Raw genomic sequence first — 18517 nt, forward strand, 5'->3', positions numbered from 1 at the left:
ACCTGTGTGAGCCCTGGCCGCGCCCTGTGTGAAGCCTGTCACGACAGGGGGTCGTGATTGCCGCGGGCAGGGCCCCGCACCGGACACTCGGGAGCGTGCACACCCCCCTGCCCGCCGCCACCGCCCCCGTCGTCGCGGGCGCCGGCACGTCGCGGGTCCTGTGGATCGACGTGGCCAAGGGCCTGAGCATCCTGCTGGTGGTGCTGCACCACGCGGTGGTCAAGAACCTCGGCATCGACGCTCCTGAGTCGCTCGCCGGCGTCGTGGCCGGCTGGGGCGCGGTGACCAGCGCCCTCAAGCCCATCCGGATGCCGCTCTTCTTCGTGCTCAGCGGCTTCGTGGCGTCCCGCGCGGTGCACCGGCCCTGGGCCCAGGTGCGCCGCCGCGCCCTGTCGCCGTACTACCTCTACGTCGTGTGGCTGCTGCTGCTCGGCGCGGTCTTCTCGGTCGAGCGGCTGCTGCCGATGAACCGCACCCAGGACCTCGGCGAGCTCGCCCAGGACCTCGTGTGGGCCTCGACCGGCGTGTGGTTCCTCTACGCGCTGGCCGTCTACTTCGTGCTGGCCAAGCTGCTGGCCGGGCTGCCCGCCGGGTGGGTGCTGGCCGGCGCCGCCGTCCTCTCCGCGTCGTCGTCGGCGTTCGGCATCGAGCAGTGGAACCGCTTCTCGGTGCTCTTCCACTTCACCTACTTCGCCCTGGGCGCGCTCGCCCCGCGGCTGGTCCGCCGCCTGGCCGAGCGCCCCGCCGGCCCGTGGGGCGGGGCGCCGGCGCTGACGACGGCGTACGTCGCCCTGACCCTGCTGCTGTGGCGCCTCGACCTGCCCACCAGCGCCCACCTGCTGGTGGCCAGCGTCGTCGGGGTGCCCCTGGGGCTGCGGGTGGCGGTGCTGCTGGCCCGCAGCGGTCCGCCGGCCCGGCTGCTGGGCTGGGTGGGCCGCCGCACCCTGCCGATCTACGTGCTGCACACCGTGGTGCTGGCGAGCCTGCTGCACCTGCCGCCGCTGCTGGACCTCGAGCAGGGCTCGGTGGTGCGCGGCGTGCTGCACCCGCTGGTGCTCAGCGCGGTCGCGGTGCTCGTGTCGCTCGGCGCGCACTGGGTGCTGCTGCGGCTGGGGGCGACCTGGCTGTTCGCGCTGCCCGGGCGCCCCGAGCGTCCGCGCCGTCAGGCGCCGCGGCGCTCCACCGAGGTGCGGGCGTCGAGCAGCGAGGGGCCGTACCAGGTCAGCAGCCGCCCGTCGACGAGCTCGCAGGGCGAGCGCAGCGCCTCCGGCCCGTCGGCGTCCGTGAACTCGTAGGGCTCGTCGGGCAGCAGCACCGCGTCGGCGCCCAGCGCGTCGATCTGCTCGACGTCGAGCGTGGGGTAGCGCCCCTGCGCCTCCCCGGCGCCGGGCAGTGTCTGCCAGCCCAGCCGGCGGCACAGGTCGCTGGTGAAGGTCGCGGGGCCCACGACCATCCACGGGTCGCGCCAGATCGGCACCACCACGCGCCGGCTCACCGCGGGCAGCGGCCCGCACCACAGCTCGCGGGCGCGGGCCAGCCAGTCGGGGCGCTGCCAGCCGATCCCGTCGAGCAGCCGCTCCATCGAGGCGACCGCACCGGGCACGGTCTCGATGTCGGTGACCCACACCCGCACGCCCGAGTCCCGCAGCCGGCGCACGTCGAGCTCGCGGTTCTCCTCCTTGTTGGCCACCACCACGTCGGGCTCCAGCGCCCGCACCGCGGCCAGGTCGGGGTTCTTGGTGCCGCGCACCCGGGTGGTCTCCAGGTCGGTGGGGCGGATGCACCAGTCGGTCGCCCCCACCACCGCCGCGCGGTCCACCGAGACCAGCGCCTCGGTCAGCGACGGCACCAGCGAGACCACCCGCCGCGCCGGCCGCGGCCCGTCGTACGTCGTGCCCAGGTCGTCGTCCATGCCCCCACCCTCCCCGACCCGTCCCAGATCTCACCCTCACCCGTCGCAAACTTCGCACTGACCCGTCGCAGATCTCACGCTGACCCGTCCCAAAGTTCACGCTGACCCGGCCCGGATCTCCGCGGGAGGGAGATCCGGGCCGGGTCGACGCGAGGTATGCGCCGGGTCGGCGCGAGATACGGGCCTGGTCAGACGTTGCGGCGGTAGGCCCCGCCGACCTCGAAGAACGCCTCGGTGACCTGGCCGAGCGAGCAGACGCGGGCGGCGTCCATCAGCACGGCGAAGACGTTCTCGCCCGAGGTCGCGGCGGCCTTGAGCCGGGCCAGGGCCTCGGCGGCCTCGTTCTCGTGGGTGCGCTGGAACTCGCGCACCCGCCGCAGCTGCGACTCCTTCTCCTCGTCGGTGGCGCGGGCCAGCTCGACGTGCTGCGGGGTGGCGTCGTCGCCGACCTCCTTGAGGAAGGTGTTCACGCCGACGATCGGCAGCGAGCCGTCGTGCTTGCGGTGCTCGTAGAGCATCGACTCGTCCTGGATGCGGCCGCGCTGGTAGCCGGTCTCCATCGCGCCCAGCACGCCGCCGCGCTCGTTGATGCGGTCGAACTCGGCGAGCACGGCCTCCTCGACGAGGTCGGTGAGCTGGTCGATGATGAAGGAGCCCTGCAGCGGGTTCTCGTTCATCGCCAGCCCCCACTCGCGGTTGATGATCAGCTGGATCGCCAGGGCGCGGCGCACCGACTCCTCGCTGGGGGTCGTCACGGCCTCGTCGTAGGCGTTGGTGTGCAGGCTGTTGGCGTTGTCGTAGATCGCGATCAGCGCCTGCAGCGTGGTGCGGATGTCGTTGAAGTCCATCTCCTGCGCGTGCAGCGAGCGACCCGAGGTCTGCACGTGGTACTTCAGCTTCTGCGAGCGCTCGCCGGCGCCGTACTTGTCGCGCATCGCCACCGCCCAGATCCGACGCGCGACGCGGCCGATGACGGAGTACTCGGGGTCCATGCCGTTGGAGAAGAAGAACGACAGGTTGGGCGCGAAGTCGTCGATGTCCATGCCGCGCGCGAGGTAGGCCTCGACGTAGGTGAAGCCGTTGGCGAGGGTGAAGGCGAGCTGGCTGATGGGGTTCGCCCCGGCCTCGGCGATGTGGTAGCCGGAGATCGAGACCGAGTAGAAGTTGCGCACCTGCTTCTCGATGAACCACTCCTGGATGTCGGCCATCATCCGGAGGCTGAACTCGGTGGAGAACAGGCAGGTGTTCTGGCCCTGGTCCTCCTTGAGGATGTCGGCCTGCACGGTGCCGCGGACGCTCGCCACCGCGTGGGCGGCCAGCATCGCGGCCTCGTCGGCGTCGGGCTCGCGGCCCTCGCGCTCGCGGAAGGCGTCGACCTGCTGGTCGATGACGGTGTTGAGGAAGAACGCCAGCACCGTCGGCGCCGGGCCGTTGATGGTCATCGAGACCGAGGTGCTCGGCGCGACCAGGTCGAAGCCGTCGTAGAGCACCTTCATGTCGTCGAGGGTGGCCACCGAGACGCCGGAGGTGCCGACCTTGCCGTAGATGTCGGGGCGCTCGTCGGGGTCGCGACCGTAGAGGGTCACCGAGTCGAAGGCCGTCGAGAGGCGCTTGGCGTCGCCGTCCGCGGAGAGGATCTTGAAGCGGCGGTTGGTGCGCGCGGGGTCGCCCTCGCCGGCGAACATCCGGGCCGGGTCCTCGCCGTCGCGCTTGAACTTGAAGACGCCGGCGGTGAAGGGGAAGAGCCCGGGCAGATTCTCGCGGCGCCAGAAGCGCACCAGCTCGCCGTGGTCGGCGTACGCCGGCAGCGCGACGCGGGGGATCTTGTTGCCGCTGAGCGACTCGCGCGTCAGCGTCGTGTGGATCTCCTTGTCGCGCACGACCACGACCTGCTCGTCGCCGGAGTAGGACTCCACGACCGCGGGCCACTGCTCGAGCTGCTCGGCGACCTCGGGGTCGAGCTGCTTGCAGGCCTTCTCGAGCAGGGCCGGCACGTCGCCGGCGTCGTGGTCGACGAGCTCGGCGCTGACCGCCTCGAGGCGCTGCACGCGGCGCGCGGCCTCGGCCAGCTCGTCGGTGCGCGCGTGGTAGGCGCGCACCGTCTCGGTGATCTCGGCCAGGTAGCGCACCCGGTCCTGGGGCACGACGGCGCGGATGCCCGAGGAGTGCTTGACCTCGACGGGGGCCAGGGTGCCCTCGTCGGCGGGCAGGCCCTTCTCGACCAGGATGCCGCGCAGGTGCTGGTAGAGCGCGGTGACGCCGTCGTCGTTGAAGGTGGCGGCGCTGGTGCCGAAGACCGGCATCTGGTCGGGCTGCTGGCCGAAGGCCTCGCGGTTGCGCACCAGCTGGCGGCCCACGTCGCGCAGCGCGTCCTTGGCGCCGCGGCGCTCGAACTTGTTGATCGCCACGGTGTCGGCGAAGTCGAGCATGTCGATCTTCTCGAGCTGGCTGGCGGCGCCGAACTCGGGCGTCATGACGTACATCGCGGTGTCGACGAACGGCACGATCGCCGCGTCGCCCTGGCCGATGCCGGGGGTCTCGACGACCACCAGGTCGAAGCCGGCGGCCTTGACCACGTCGATGACGTGGGGCAGGTGCTCGGGCAGCTCGTGGGCGCCGCGGGTGGCCAGGGAGCGGAAGAAGACCCGGTCGCCGTCGAGGCTGTTCATCCGGATGCGGTCGCCGAGCAGCGCCCCGCCGCCCTTGCGGCGGGTGGGGTCGACGGCGATCACGGCCACGCGCAGCTTGTCCTGCTGGTCGACGCGGAAGCGGCGTACGAGCTCGTCGGTCAGCGACGACTTGCCCGAGCCGCCGGTGCCGGTGATGCCGAGCACGGGTGCGTGGCTGCGGGTGGCGGCCTCCCGGATGGTGTCGAGCTCGCCGCCCAGGCGGCCCAGCTCGGCGCCGGTGATCGCGCGGGCCACGGCGAAGCGGTCGCCGCTGAGCACCTGCTCGGCGGTCACGGCGCCGGCGGCCCACAGGTCGTGGTCGCAGTCGGCGACGACGCTGTTGATCATCCCGACCAGGCCCATCCGCTGGCCGTCCTCGGGGGAGAAGATGGTGACCCCGGAGTCGCGCAGGCGCTGGATCTCGTCGCGCACGATGACGCCGCCGCCCCCGCCGACGACCTTGACGTGCCCGGCGCCGCGCTCGCGCAGCGACTGGACGAGGTACTCGAAGTACTCGATGTGCCCGCCCTGGTACGACGACACGGCGACGCCCTGCACGTCCTCCTCGAGCGCGGCGTCGACGACCTCGGCGACCGAGCGGTTGTGCCCGAGGTGGATCACCTCGCAGCCCTGGCTCTGGAAGATCCGCCGCATGATGTTGATCGAGGCGTCGTGGCCGTCGAAGAGGCTCGAGGCCGTGACCAGGCGGATGGGGTGGGTGGGCTGGTGCAGGTCGCTCATGTGGGGCTCGCTCCGGGGAAGATAGTTGGACGTCCAACTATCTCAGCATAGGTGATGCCCGTCGCACCGGGAACCCCTACGCGGCGGTAGCCGGCGCGGGGTCTCAGTCCACCCGGTCGCCGGCGCTGGCGCGCAGCTCTCCGAGCAGCCGGGTCAGCGTGCTCGTCGACCCCGCCCCGATGCCGGGGGAGCCGAAGACCTCGGCGTTGAGCCCTTCTGTCGCCCGCTCGACGACCTCGCGCCCGGTGTCGGTGATCTCGGCCAGCACCACGCGCCGGTCACCGTCGCCGCGCACGCGGCGTACGAAGCCCTGGCGCTCGAGCCGGTCGACCGCGCTGGTCACCGAGGTCGGGTGCACCTGCAGCAACGAGCCGAGCCGCATCATCGGCATCCGCCCGGTCGAGGAGAAGGCCAGCAGCCGCAGCACCTCGTAGCGCGCGAAGGTGAGGTCGAGGGGGCGCAGCACCGCCTCGATGCGGCCGGTGAGCAGCTGGTGCACGCGCACCACCGAGGTCACCAGTGCCATGCCGTCGGCGGCCTCGGCCCAGCCGTGGGCGACCCACTGGCGGTGGGCCTCGCGGATCGGGTCGCGCTCGCTCATGGGGCCGCAGTCTGGCAGGCGGGGTCGAGAGGCACAGAACTAGAACACGTTCTCGCTGACGGCGTACGATCCGACCATGACCGCGACCCCCGACGTGCTGGCCCCGGCGACCCTCGGGCCGGTGCGGCTGCGCAACCGCACGGTCAAGGCCGCGACCTTCGAGGGCCGCACCCCCGAGGGGCAGGTCACCGACGCGCTGGTCGACTACCACCTCGAGGTGGCCCGCGGCGGCATCGGGATGACCACGGTCGCCTACCTCGCGGTCGCCCCCGAGGGGCGCACCCACCGCGAGCAGGTCGTCGTCGGCCCCGCCACCGAGGCCGGGCTGGCCCGCCTCGCCGACGCCGTCCACGACGCGGGCGCGGCCGTCGCCGGCCAGGTCGGGCACGCCGGGCCGGTCGCCAACGGCCGCTCCAACGGGGTCCGGGCGATCGCCGCCAGCCGGATGCCGAGCCCGCTGTCGATGCAGCTGGTCGCCGCGGCCACCGAGGCCGACCTGACCCGCGTCACCGGCGCGTACGTCGCGACCGCGCGCACGCTGGTGCGGGCCGGCTTCGACTGCCTCGAGCTGCACATGGCGCACTCCTACCTGATCTCCTCGTTCCTGGCCCCCGGGCTCAACCGCCGCACCGACCGCTGGGGCGGGTCGCTGCCGAACCGCGCCCGGCTGGCGCGCCAGGTCGCCCGGGCGGTGCGCGAGGAGGTCGGCGACGCGGTCGCGGTCACCGCCAAGCTCTCGCTCTCCGACGGCTTCCGGTGCGGGGTCACCCTCGACGAGGCGGTCGAGGTGGCGCAGATGCTGGAGGCCGACGGTGCCGTCGACGTCCTCCAGCTCTCCGGCGGCTCCTCGCTGATGAACCCGATGTACCTCTTCCGCGGCGACGTGCCGCACCGCGAGCTCGCCGCCGCGATGGGCGGCCTGGCCGGGTGGGGGATGCGCACCCCGGTGGGGCGCTCATTCCTGAGGTCCTACCCCTTCGAGGAGGCCTACTTCCGCGACAAGGCGCTGCGCGTGCGGGCGGCGGTCGACCTGCCGCTGATGCTGCTCGGCGGCATCAACCGCCTCGACACGATGGAGCTGGCCATGGCCGACGGGTTCGAGTACGTCGCCCTGGCCCGCGCGGTGCTGCGCGAGCCCGGCCTGGTCGACCGGCTGGCCCGCGAGCGCGCGGCCGGGCGGAGCGGTGAGGGGGCGTGCATCCACTGCAACCGGTGCATGCCCTCGATCTACGACGGCACCCGCTGCCCGGTCCGGGAGGACGCACCCCTTCCGCGGATGTAGAACGTGTTCTAGATTGCCGCCATGACACAGGTCGTCCCCGAGAAGCCCCTGCGCGTCGTCGTCTGGTCCACCGGCACCATCGGCTGCCACGCCATCGCCGGCATCGACGCCCACCCCGACCTCGAGCTGGTGGGGGTCTGGGTCTCCAACCCCGCCAAGCACGGTCGCGACGCCGGCGAGCTCGCCGGCCTCGGCCGCGAGCTGGGCGTGCGGGCCAGCACCGACCGCGACGAGGTGATGGCGCTGGCGCCCGACGCCGTGCTGCACGCCGCGATGACCGACGACCGGCCCTTCGAGGCGATCGAGGACCTGCTGTGGATGCTCGAGCAGGGCGTCGACGTCGTCTCCTCCGGACCGGTGCTGCTGCAGTGGCCCGCCGGGATCCTGCCGCCCGACATGATCGAGCGGATCGCCGAGACCGGCCGCCGCGGCGACGCGAGCCTCTACGTCAACGGCATCGACCCCGGGTTCGCCAACGACGTGCTGCCGCTGGTGATGACGAGCCTGTCGCAGCGCATCGACCTGGTGCGGGTCAGCGAGATCGCCGACTACTCCACCTACTACCAGCCCGTCGTGATGGGCGACCTCTTCGGCTTCGGGCGCCCGATGGAGGAGGTCGGGATGCTCTGGCAGCCCGGCATCCTGTCGATGGCCTGGGGCAGCGTGGTGCGCCAGATCGCCGCCGGCCTCGACATCACCCTCGACGAGCCGCTCACCGAGGAGGTCGACCGCCGCGCCGCCGAGGTCGACACGCCCAGCGTCAGCGGCGACATCGCCGCCGGGACGATGGGCGCGGTCCGCTTCCGCGTGGTCGGCAAGGTCGACGGCGTCGAGCGGGTCGTGCTCGAGCACGTCACCCGCACCGCCCCCGACCAGGTGCCCGAGTGGCCGACCCCGCCCGAGGACGACGGCTGCTACCGCGTGGAGGTCCTCGGCGAGCCGATGATGAAGGTCGACCTCACCCACCACGGCGAGCACGGCGACCACAACGTGTCGGGCATGATCACCACCGCCCAGCGGCTGGTGAACTCGCTGCCGGCCGTCTGCGCCGCCGAGCCCGGGCTGGTCACCGCCCTCGACCTGCCGCTGGTCACCGGCCGCGGGCTGGTGGCGCGGGCGTGAGCATCCTCGACCGGTTCACCCTCACCGACCACGTCGCCGTCGTCACCGGCGCCGGGCGCGGCATCGGCGCGGCCACCGCCGTCGCCCTGGCCGAGGCCGGCGCCGACGTGCTGCTCTCCTCGCGCACCGAGGCCCAGCTCGAGCGGGTCGCCGAGGCGGTGCGGGCCACCGGCCGGCGCGCCCTCGTGGTGCCCGCCGACCTGTCCGACACCGACGCGGTCGCCGCGCTCGCGGGGGCGGCGTACGAGGAGTTCGGGCGGCTCGACACGGTCGTCAACAACGTCGGCGGCACCATCCCCAACGCCTTCCTCGACACCGACGTGGCCTACCTGGAGGAGGCCTTCCACTTCAACGTCTCGACCGCCCACGCGCTCAGCGTCGCCGCGGTGCCGCTGATGCTGAAGGGGCCCGACGAGGCGCAGCGCTCGATCGTCAACATCTCCTCGATGATGGGCCGGGCCTCCGGGCGGGGCTACCTGGCCTACGGCACCGCCAAGGCCGCGCTCGCGCACTGGGCGCGGCTGGCTGCCACCGACCTCGCACCCCGCATCCGCGTCAACGGCATCTACGTCGGCTCGGTGATGACCAGCGCGCTGGAGTTCGTCGCCGGGCAGCCCGAGATGATGGACCAGCTCGAGACCAAGACCCCGCTCGGCCGGGTCGGCGAGGCCGAGGACATCGCCGCGGCGGTGCTCTACCTGTCCTCGCGGGCCGGGCAGTACGTCACCGGCAAGGTGCTGGAGGTCGACGGCGGCATCCAGCAGCCGAACCTCGACCTCGGGCTGCCGGACCTCGGGTGAGGTGCCCGCGGCGCGGGGCCTAAGGTCGGACGGGTGACCGCGTCAACCAGTTCAGGCCAGCAGACCCCGCAGCCGCGTGAGCCCCGCGGCGGCACGCCCACGGCGTACGCCGTCTCGCCCGACTCGGGCGAGCACTGGACCGCCGAGGGGGCCTGGCAGGTCGCGCCCGGCATCCACCGGATCCCGCTGCCGCTGCCCATGGACGGGCTCAAGGCGATCAACGTCTACACGATCGAGACCGACGACGGGCTGACGCTGGTCGACGGGGGATGGGCGATCCCGGAGGCGCGCGAGCTGCTCGAGCGGTGCCTCAAGGGCATCGGTGCCGGCTTCGCCGACATCAACCGCTTCCTGGTCACCCACGTGCACCGCGACCACTTCACGATGGCCACCGTGCTGGGCCGCGAGCTCGGCATCGACGTGGCGCTGGGGCAGGAGGAGAAGCCGGCCCTCGACCTGCTCAACCACGCCGGCGACCTCACCGAGAACCCGTTCGTGGCGGTGCTGCGCTCGGCGGGCGCCCACGAGGTCGCCGAGGTGTGGCTGGGTGTCGGTGAGGACGACCCCGACCTGACCCACTGGCAGTACCCGACCACCTGGCTCACCGGCGACCAGCGCATCGAGGTCGGCGCGCGGGTGCTCGACGCCGTGCACACCCCGGGCCACACCCCCGGCCACTTCGTCTTCGCCGAGGCCGACGCCGGGCTGCTCTTCGCCGGCGACCACGTGCTGCCCACCATCACCCCCTCGATCGGGTTCACCGTGCCGCCGATGGACCAGCCGCTGGGCCACTTCATGGCCTCCCTGACCAAGGTGCGCTCGCTGCCCGACCTGCAGGTCCTGCCCGCCCACGGCCCCGTCTCACCCTCGACCCACGCCCGGGTCGACGAGCTGCTCGCCTTCCACGAGGACCGGCTCGACCAGAGCCTCGCCGCGCTGTCGGCCGGCCCGCTCACCGGCCACGACGTCGCCGGGCGCCTCGGCTGGACCCGCCACGAGAAGGCCTACGACAGCCTCGACGTCTTCAGCCAGGGCATGGCCGCCATGGAGACCAAGGCCCACCTCGAGCTGCTCCACGCCCGCGGCCAGGTCACCCGCGAGGAGACCGACGGCGGGGTCGTCTTCACCGCCACGCCCTGACCGGGCCGTTTGCATGAGTCCCCGGTCAGCCGGGGGTTCCTGCACTTGTCAGGTGTTGCAACCCCTGACAAGTGCATGAGTCACCGGTCGACCGGGGACTCATGCACCCGGCGCATCGGCACGTGCGGGATGCCGTCCTCGAGGAACTCCTCGCCGTCGGGGGTGAAGCCGAAGGTGGCGTACCAGCCGGCCAGGGGCGACTGGGCGTCCAGGACGACGTCGCGGTCGGGGCAGACCTCCAGGGCGGTGTGCACCAGCTGGTCGGCGAGACCGCGCCCGCGCACGCTGGGGGCCAGGACGACGCGCCCGACCCGCCAGGTGGTCGCGTCGTCGAGCACCCGGGCGTACCCGACCAGCACACCGTCCTCGGTCAGCAGCACGTGGCGGGTGCCGGGCTCGGGGTCGCGGCCGTCGAGGTCGGGGTAGGGGCACTGCTGCTCGACGACGAAGACCAGCTGGCGCAGCCGCCACACGTCGTACGCCGCCGCGGGGTCGAGGGCGGCGAAGGGCTGGGCGGTGATGGCGAGGGTCACCGGACCATCCCACCACGTCGCCGGATACCCTCGAGGGCGACAGACAGGGGAGCACCCGCCCGGCCGAGCCGGGGTGGTGCTGAGAGTGCGGACCCGCCGCAGACCCTCCGAACCTGCTCCGGTTAAGACCGGCGAAGGGAGTCCAGGTGCGACGCATGCGTACGCCCATCCACCCCACGAGGACAGCCGCCGCGGCGCTGCTGGCCCTGACCGTCAGCGGCTGCTCGCTGGTCGGCACCGGCGACGACGAGTCGGCCACCGCCCCGGGCGGGGCCGCCGGCACCGACGGCGAGGCCGGCGGCACGGTCGTGCTCGTCACCCACGACAGCTTCTTCCTGCCCGAGAAGCTGGTGAAGCGCTTCGAGCGCGAGAGCGGCTACGACCTCGAGCAGCGCGCCGGCGGCGACGCCGGGGCGCTGACCAGCCAGCTGGTGCTCAACACCGACAGCCCGATCGGCGACGTCGCCTTCGGCGTCGACAACACCTTCGGCTCGCGGGCGCTCGAGGCCGACGTCTTCGCCCCCGCCGAGATCGACGCCCCCGCCGGCGTCGAGGAGAACGCGCTGCCCGGCGACGACGAGGGCACGCTGGTCGCCGTCGACACCGGCAACGTGTGCGTCAACGTCGACACCACCTGGTTCGCCGAGCGCGACCTCGACGCGCCCGAGACCCTCGACGACCTGGTCGACCCCGCCTACGAGGGCCTCTTCGTGACCCCCGGCGCGACCACCAGCTCGCCCGGCTTCGCGTTCCTGCTGACCACCATCGCGGCGTACGGCGACGACTGGCAGGAGTGGTGGGAGGAGCTGCTCGACAACGACGCGAAGGTCGTCAACGGCTGGGAGGACGCCTACCAGGTCGACTTCACCCAGGGCGGCGGCAAGGGCGACCGGCCGATCGTGACGTCCTACGACTCCTCACCGGCCTTCACCGTCGACGGCGAGGGCGGCACGACCACCCGCGCCCTGCTCGACACCTGCTACGAGCAGGTCGAGTACGCCGGCGTGCTGCGCGGCGCCGACAACCCCGAGGGGGCGCAGGCGGTGCTCGAGTGGCTGGTCTCCCCGGAGGTGCAGGAGGCGCTGCCCTCCTCGATGTACGTCTACCCGGTCGTCGAGGGCACCGAGCTGCCCGAGGAGTGGGCCGACCTGACCGAGCGGCCCGAGGACCCGTGGGCCGTGGAGCCCGCCGAGATCGACGAGAACCGCGACGCGTGGCTGCGCGAGTGGGGCGACCTGGTCAGCAGCTGATGACCGCCCCCCGCCGCGTGCTCGGCCTGGTCGCGCTGGCCGGGCTGCCGCTGGCGGTGCTCGGGGTCTTCTTCGTGCTGCCCGTGGCGGGCATGCTCGAGCGCGGGTTCGTCGTCGACGGCGACCTCGACGTCGGGGCCGTGCTCGAGGTCCTCACCCGCCCGCGCACCGGCCGGGTGCTGTGGTTCACGGTGTGGTCCTCGGCGGTCGCGACGGTCCTCGCGGTGCTGCTCGGGCTGCCGGCGGCGTACGCGCTGCACCGGCTGCGCTGGCCCGGACGCCGCGCGGTGCGGGCGGCGCTGCTGGTGCCGTTCGTGCTGCCGACGGTCGTGGTCGGGGTCGCCTTCCGCCAGCTGCTGGGGGAGTCGGGCCCGGTGGTGGCGCTCACCGGTGGTCGGGTCGACCTCGACGGCACCGCCGCGGGGATCGTCGCCGGCCTGGTGTTCTTCAACGTGGCGGTGGTGATCCGCGGCGTGGGCGCGGCCTGGGAGGGCCTCGACGTGCGGCCCGGGGAGGCCGCGGCGGCCCTGGGTGCCTCGCCGGCGCAGGTCTTCCGCACCGTCACCTGGCCGATGCTGCGCCCGGCCGTGGTCTCCTCCGCCAGCGTGGTCTTCCTCTTCTGCGCCACCGCCTTCGGCGTCGTGCTCACCCTCGGCGGGCTGCGCTACTCCTCGGTCGAGACCGAGATCTACCTGCTCACCGTGCAGTACCTCGACCTGCAGGCCGCCGCGGCGCTGTCGATGGTCCAGCTGGTCGCGGTGGTGGCGCTGCTGGTGGTCGCGGGCCGGCTGCGCGCCGTGCCCGACCCGACGCTGGCGCGCAGCACAGCCCGTCCGCGCCGGCCCCGGCGCAGCGACACCCCCCAGCTGGTGGCCACCGCGCTGCTGCTGGTGCTGGTCGCTGCCCCCGTCGCCACCCTCGTGGTCGGCTCGCTGCGCGTCGACGACACCTGGTCGCTGGCCTACTACCGGGCCCTGGCCGCCGACGGCGAGCAGCAGGCCCTTCAGGTGCCCGCGCTGGAGGCGCTGGTGACCTCGCTGCGCACCGCCGTCGACGCCACCTGGATGGCGCTGCTGCTCGGCGGCCTGGTCGCCCTGGTGCTGACCCGCCGCTCCCACGGGCGCGCCGAGCGCCGCGTCCGCTCGGTGCTCGACGGCTTCTTCATGCTGCCGCTGGGGGTCTCCGCGGTGACCCTGGGCTTCGGCTTCTTCATCACCCTCGACTCCCCGCCCCTCGACCTGCGCGAGTCGCCGGTGCTGGTGCCGCTGGCCCAGGCGCTGGTGGCGCTGCCGCTGGTGGTGCGCACCCTCGTGCCGGTGCTCGCCGGCGTCGACGACCGCCAGCGCCAAGCCGCGGCCTCGCTGGGCGCCGGGCCGCTGCGGGCGGTGGCCACCGTCGACCTGCCGGTCGTGTGGCGCCCGCTGCTGGCCGCCTCCGGCTTCGCGTTCGCGATCTCCCTCGGCGAGTTCGGCGCCACCTCGTTCCTGGCCCGGCCCGACAGCCCGACGCTGCCGGTGCTGATCTTCCGGCTCATCGGGCGCCCCGGCGAGCTCAGCTACGGCACCGCCCTGGCCGCCTCGGTGGTGCTGGCCGCCACCACCGCCGTCGTCGTGCTCGCCGTCGAGCGCCTGCGCGTGCCCTCCCTAGGAGCCTTCTGATGCTGTCCCTGACCGACGTCGACGTCGCCTACGACGGGGTGCCCGCGGTGCGCGGGGTCTCCCTCGACCTGCCCGACGGCCAGGTGCTCGCCGTGCTCGGCCCCTCGGGGTGCGGCAAGTCGACGCTGCTGCGCGCCGTCGCCGGGCTCGAGCCCAGCGCCGGCTCGATCCGCTGGGACGGCCAGGACCTGGCCCGGGTGCCCACCCACAAGCGCGGCTTCGCGCTGATGTTCCAGGACGGCCAGCTCTTCACCCACCTCACCGTGGGCCGCAACGTCGGCTACGCCCTGCGCCTGCGCCGCGCCCCCGGCGCCGCGCGCCGTGTCGAGGAGCTGCTCGAGCTCGTGGGCCTCGCCGGGTACGCCGACCGGCTGCCCGGCACCCTCTCCGGCGGGGAGCGGCAGCGGGTTGCCCTGGCCCGGGCGCTGGCCGTGCAGCCGCGGCTGCTGCTGCTCGACGAGCCGCTCTCGGCGCTCGACGCCGGGCTGCGCGAGCGGCTGGCCGGCGACCTGCGCGACATCCTGCACCGCGCCGGCACCACTGCGCTGATGGTGACCCACGACCACGACGAGGCCTTCACCGTGGCCGACCGGCTGGCGGTGATGCGGGAGGGCCGCCTGGTGCAGGAGGGCGCGATCGAGGCGGTCTGGCGCTCGCCGGCCGACACCGCGACCGCGCTGTTCCTCGGCTACGCCCGGGTGCTGGAGGGCGCCGGCGCCCAGCGGGTGCTCGACGCCGCGGGCCCGCACGACCGGCGCGCCGCCGCGGTCGCCGTACGACGCTCGGCGCTGCAGGTGGGCGACGACGGGCCGCTGGCCGGGGTGGTGCGCTCGCTGCGCGCGACCCCCGAGCAGCAGCGGCTCGTGCTCGACGTCGACGGCGTCGGCGAGTGCGACGCCGTGGCCGGGCTCGACCGGCGCCTGGGACCCGGCGACCGGGTGCGGCTGCGGGTCGACCAGACCCGGCTGGCGGTGCTGCCCGAGGTGCTGCCGGAGGTGCCGCCCGGCGCGCCCGACGCGCGGTGAGGACCGTTCACTAGACTCCGGTCCCGTGTACCGCCGCGCCTATGCCCTCCTCGTGGGCACCGCCCTCGTCATGGGCCTGTGGGCCATCATCACCGCCGTCGTCCTCGACAAGCGGCTGGTCGACCCGGAGGGCAGCTTCCTGGGCCCGTCGTGGCTGCGGCTGCCGCTGCTGCTGACCGGCGCGCTGCTGCTGGACCTGCTGCCGCGCTCGCTGTGGTTCGGCAAGGGCCACCCCGGCGCGATGCTGCGGGTGGCGCGCGAGCGGCTGCGCACCCACTGGAACCGCGAGCGGCTCACGCTGGTGGTGCTGGGCATCGTGAGCTTCTACGTCACCTACGTCTGCTACCGCAACCTCAAGTCGTTCCTGCCGTTCATGATCGAGACGAAGTACGACCGTGAGCTGCACCTGCTCGACCGGGCGCTGTTCTTCGGCAACGACCCGGCGATCGTGCTGCACGGGCTGCTCGGCACCGACGTGGTGGCCTACCTGCTGTCCTACATCTACCTGTGGTTCCTGCCGCTGGTGCCGCTGGCGCTGACCGCGTGGCTCGTGTGGTCGCGCAACATGTCCTACGGCTACTGGTTCGTCACCTCCCAGTGCATCGCCTGGAGCCTGGGCACCGTGTCCTACTACGCGCTGCCGACCCTGGGCCCGGGCCTGGAGTACGTCTCGCTCTACGCCGACCTCGCCCAGACGCCCACCAACGACCTGATGGACTCGCTGGTCTCCTCGCGCCAGGGCGTCATCCTCGGCGGTCTGACCGGGCAGGTGCAGTCGGTGGCCGGGTTCGCGAGCCTGCACACCGCGATCACCCTGCTGGTGGCGCTGCTGGTGCAGTACACGCTGCGCTCGAAGGTCCTCAAGATCGTCTTCTGGGTCAACTTCGGCGTCACCGTGGTGGCCACCTTGTACTTCGGCTGGCACTACGTAGCCGACGACCTGGCCGGCATCATGATCGCGCTCGTCGCCTTCTACGTCGGCGGCCTGGCCACCGGGCAGAAGTTCGACCACGGCGGGCTCGCCTCGCACCCGACCACGACGACCTCGAAGATCCCGGTCTCGCGGGACTGAAGCCCGGTCCTCACCCCTCCGGGCCGGTAGCGTGGCGACATGGCGACCCAGACCACCGCGCCCGGCACCACGCCCCCCTCGCACGGCGAGGAGCCGGCCCAGGAGCCGGCCCAGGAGGCGGCCGCCGACGGCTACGTGCAGCCCGACGTCGACGTCGAGGCGCTGCAGCGGCTGCTCGACGGGCGCTACGCCGAGGTGCGCGCGCTGGTGCGCCGCAACCTCGTCGACAACGCCGACATCCTCACCGACGCCGAGACGATGAGCCGCGGCGACTACCGCGAGAGGGTCAAGGACCTCATCGTCGAGCTGGCCGCGACCGGGCAGACCGGCATGGGCTTCCCGACCGAGCACGGCGGCGGCGGCGACCCGGGCGCGTCGGTCGCGGCCTTCGAGACCCTCGCCTTCGGCGACCTGTCGGTGCTGGTCAAGGTGGGCGTGCAGTTCGGCCTCTTCGGCGGCGCGATCCAGCAGCTCGGCACCCGGCGCCACCACGACGAGTACCTGCCCCGGCTGATCACCGGTGAGCTGCTGGGCTGCTTCGCGATGACCGAGACCGGGCACGGCTCGAACGTCCAGGCCCTCGGCACGGTCGCGACGTACGACGTGGAGGCGGGGGAGTTCGTGATCACCACGACCCGCGAGGACGCCCGCAAGGACTACATCGGCAACGCCGCCGCCCACGGCGAGCTGGCCGTCGTCTTCGCCCAGCTCGAGGTCGGCGGCGAGGGCCGCGGCGTGCACGCCTTCGTGGTGCCGATCCGCGTCGACGGCGAGCCGGCGCCGGGGGTGCGCATCGAGGACGACGGCCTCAAGATGGGCCTCAACGGCGTCGACAACGGGCGGCTGTGGTTCGACGGGGTGCGGGTGCCGCGCGAGGCGCTGCTCAACCGGTTCGCCGACGTCTCCGAGGCCGGTGTCTACGAGAGCCCCATCGACAACCCCAACCGGCGCTTCTTCACCATGCTCGGCACCCTGGTCACCGGTCGCGTCAGCGTCGGCGCCGCCGGGATCAGCGCCAGCAAGGTCGCGCTGGCGATCGCGGTCAAGTACGCCCTGCAGCGCCGCCAGTTCGAGGCCAGCGACGACGAGCAGGAGTCGCTGCTGCTCGACTACGGCATGCACCAGCGACGGCTGCTGCCGCTGCTGGCGCGCACCTACGCGCTGCACTTCGCCCAGGAGGAGCTGACCTCCCAGCTGCACGACGTGCTCACCGGCGCCGCCGACGACGAGCAGACCAGGCGCGAGCTCGAGTCGCGCGCCGCCGGCACCAAGGCGCTCGGCACCTGGCACGCGACCCGCACCATCCAGGAGTGCCGCGAGGCGTGCGGCGGCGCGGGCTACCTGGCCGAGAACCGCTTCACCGCGCTCAAGGCCGACACCGACGTCTTCACGACCTTCGAGGGCGACAACCACGTGCTGCTGCAGCTGGTGGCCAAGGGCCTGCTGACCGACTACGCCAGCGAGTTCGAGGACATGGACCAGCTCGGGATGGCGCGCTTCGTGGCCGCCCTGGCCGTCGACACGGTCGTGGAGAAGACCCGCGTGCACCAGCTGCTGGAGCGGGTGCGCGACCTGCTGCCCGGCGGCGACGAGTGGGACCAGGAGGCCGGCCTGCTCGACCCGGAGTACCAGCTGGCGATGCTGCGCTTCCGCGAGGAGCACATGATCAGCGGCGCGGCGCGGCGCCTCAAGCGCGGCGTCGACCAGGGGATGCCCGCCGGCGCGGTGTTCTCCCGGGTGCAGGACCACGTCATCGGCGCCGCCGACGCCCACATGGAGCGCCTGGTGCTCGAGGCGTTCGTGGCCAAGACCCGCTCGCTGCCCGACGGCGACCAGAAGGTCGCCCTCAACCTGCTCTGCGACCTCTACGCCCTCTCGGTGATCGAGGGCGACCGGGCGTGGTTCATGGAGCACGGCCGGCTCTCCGTGCAGCGCTCGAAGGCGATCAGCCGCGAGGTGGCCGCGCTGTGCCGCAAGGTCCGCCCGCTGGCCGGCGACCTGGTCGACGCCTTCGGCGTACCGACCGAGATGCTGCGTGCCCCCGAGCTGGTCGGCGAGCTGGGCTGAGGGGCGCTCCCGGGAGTTTCATCGGGTACCCGATGGAACTCGCGCCGCCTGACCGAAGCTTCAGTCAGGCGGCGCCAGGTTCATCGGGTACCCGATGAACCATCAGGGGCCGTACGTCGCTCAGTGGCCGTTGGTCTTGGCGCGCTCGAAGGAGGCGACGACCTCGGCCTCGGCCTCGGTGCGCCCGACCCACTCGGCGCCCTCGACGGACTTGCCGGGCTCGAGGTCCTTGTAGACCTCGAAGAAGTGCTGGATCTCCAGGCGGTCGAACTTGGAGACGTGGCTGATGTCGCGCAGGTGCTCCAGGCGCGGGTCGGCCGCGGGCACGCACAGCACCTTGTCGTCGCCGCCGGCCTCGTCGGTCATCCGGAACATGCCGATCGCGCGGCACTTGATCAGGCAGCCCGGGAAGGTGGGCTGCTGCAGGATCACCAGGGCGTCGAGCGGGTCGCCGTCCTGACCGAGGGTCTCCTCGATGTAGCCGTAGTCGGCGGGGTACTGGGTCGAGGTGAAGAGGGTCCGGTCCAGGCGCAGCCGGCCGGACTCGTGGTCGACCTCGTACTTGTTCCGCTCGCCCTTGGGGATCTCCACCAGTACGTCGAACTCCAGCACGTATTGCCTCCGCGTGTCGGTCCGGCACGAGGG

General features: G+C 72.9%; 14 protein-coding genes, 1 pseudogene and 1 riboswitch. Of the genes and pseudogenes, 10 read left to right on the forward strand and 5 right to left on the reverse strand.

All coding sequences use genetic code 11. The features are described 5' to 3' along the window. Positions 1 to 215: 215 nt before the first annotated feature. Positions 216 to 1025 (forward strand): annotated as a pseudogene (locus H0S66_RS20450) (acyltransferase family protein); the annotation flags it as partial. A 137-nt stretch (positions 1026 to 1162) separates the two neighbouring features. On the opposite strand, the gene H0S66_RS09765 reads toward H0S66_RS20450, so the two are convergent. From H0S66_RS09765 to H0S66_RS09775, 3 genes are all read right to left on the reverse strand, one after another. After that, a complete protein-coding gene (locus H0S66_RS09765; RefSeq protein WP_179615213.1) occupies positions 1163 to 1912 on the reverse strand; it encodes a helical backbone metal receptor in 750 nt (249 codons plus the stop codon). 188 nt (positions 1913 to 2100) lie between these two features. Further along, entirely contained in the window at positions 2101 to 5322 is a 3222-nt protein-coding gene (gene icmF, locus H0S66_RS09770; RefSeq protein ID WP_179615214.1) for a fused isobutyryl-CoA mutase/GTPase IcmF, read from the reverse strand. 103 nt (positions 5323 to 5425) lie between these two features. After that, positions 5426 to 5923 (reverse strand): MarR family winged helix-turn-helix transcriptional regulator, encoded by a 498-nt coding sequence (locus tag H0S66_RS09775; RefSeq protein ID WP_179615215.1) that lies wholly within the window; start codon positions 5921 to 5923, stop codon positions 5426 to 5428. A gap of 76 nt (positions 5924 to 5999) precedes the next feature. Between H0S66_RS09775 and H0S66_RS09780 the strand changes: the two genes are divergently transcribed. The 4 genes from H0S66_RS09780 to H0S66_RS09795 are packed head-to-tail and all read left to right on the forward strand — an operon-like array spanning position 6000 to position 10267. Further along, positions 6000 to 7205: an oxidoreductase gene (locus H0S66_RS09780; protein ID WP_179615216.1), complete on the forward strand. Its 1206-nt coding sequence runs from the start codon at positions 6000 to 6002 to the stop codon at positions 7203 to 7205. 21 nt (positions 7206 to 7226) lie between these two features. Then, complete coding sequence (locus tag H0S66_RS09785) at positions 7227 to 8327, forward strand: NAD(P)H-dependent amine dehydrogenase family protein (RefSeq protein WP_179615217.1); 1101 nt, start codon at positions 7227 to 7229, stop codon at positions 8325 to 8327. Next, on the forward strand, positions 8324 to 9127 hold the full coding sequence (locus H0S66_RS09790) for an SDR family oxidoreductase (protein ID WP_179615218.1): 804 nt from the start codon (positions 8324 to 8326) through the stop codon (positions 9125 to 9127). The genes H0S66_RS09785 and H0S66_RS09790 overlap by 4 nt, the downstream gene beginning before the upstream one ends. Positions 9128 to 9160: 33 nt before the next feature. Next, entirely contained in the window at positions 9161 to 10267 is a 1107-nt protein-coding gene (locus H0S66_RS09795; protein ID WP_179615219.1) for an MBL fold metallo-hydrolase, read from the forward strand. Positions 10268 to 10347: 80 nt separating this feature from the next. On the opposite strand, the gene H0S66_RS09800 is transcribed toward H0S66_RS09795, so the two are convergent. Beyond that, positions 10348 to 10800, reverse strand: a complete 453-nt coding sequence (locus H0S66_RS09800) for a GNAT family N-acetyltransferase (protein ID WP_179615220.1) — start codon at positions 10798 to 10800, stop codon at positions 10348 to 10350. Positions 10801 to 10835: 35 nt separating this feature from the next. Continuing rightward, positions 10836 to 10957: riboswitch (TPP riboswitch) on the forward strand. On the opposite strand from H0S66_RS09800, the gene H0S66_RS09805 reads away from it, so the two are divergent. The 5 genes from H0S66_RS09805 (at position 10956) to H0S66_RS09825 (ending at position 17872) form a co-directional block, all read left to right on the forward strand. After that, positions 10956 to 12050, forward strand: a complete 1095-nt coding sequence (locus H0S66_RS09805; protein ID WP_179615221.1) for a thiamine ABC transporter substrate-binding protein — start codon at positions 10956 to 10958, stop codon at positions 12048 to 12050. Its footprint overlaps the riboswitch before it by 2 nt. Next, positions 12050 to 13708, forward strand: a complete 1659-nt coding sequence (locus H0S66_RS09810) for an ABC transporter permease (protein WP_179615222.1) — start codon at positions 12050 to 12052, stop codon at positions 13706 to 13708. The genes H0S66_RS09805 and H0S66_RS09810 overlap by 1 nt, the downstream gene beginning before the upstream one ends. Next, the gene (locus H0S66_RS09815; RefSeq protein WP_179615223.1) at positions 13708 to 14733 is read left to right on the forward strand and encodes an ABC transporter ATP-binding protein; all 1026 of its coding nucleotides are present in this window, start codon (positions 13708 to 13710) and stop codon (positions 14731 to 14733) included. Before H0S66_RS09810 ends, H0S66_RS09815 begins: the two co-directional genes overlap by 1 nt. 25 nt (positions 14734 to 14758) lie before the next feature. Further along, on the forward strand, positions 14759 to 15805 hold the full coding sequence (locus H0S66_RS09820; protein WP_258017199.1) for a phosphatase PAP2 family protein: 1047 nt from the start codon (positions 14759 to 14761) through the stop codon (positions 15803 to 15805). A gap of 39 nt (positions 15806 to 15844) precedes the next feature. Further along, positions 15845 to 17872: an acyl-CoA dehydrogenase family protein gene (locus tag H0S66_RS09825; RefSeq protein WP_179615224.1), complete on the forward strand. Its 2028-nt coding sequence runs from the start codon at positions 15845 to 15847 to the stop codon at positions 17870 to 17872. Between the two features lie 120 nt (positions 17873 to 17992). On the opposite strand, the gene H0S66_RS09830 is transcribed toward H0S66_RS09825, so the two are convergent. Further along, positions 17993 to 18481, reverse strand: a complete 489-nt coding sequence (locus H0S66_RS09830; RefSeq protein WP_179617306.1) for an inorganic diphosphatase — start codon at positions 18479 to 18481, stop codon at positions 17993 to 17995. Between the last annotated feature and the right edge of the window lie 36 nt (positions 18482 to 18517).

It is taken from the genome of Nocardioides marinisabuli, assembly GCF_013466785.1.
In the GTDB taxonomy this organism is placed as follows: Bacteria; Actinomycetota; Actinomycetes; order Propionibacteriales; family Nocardioidaceae; genus Nocardioides; species Nocardioides marinisabuli.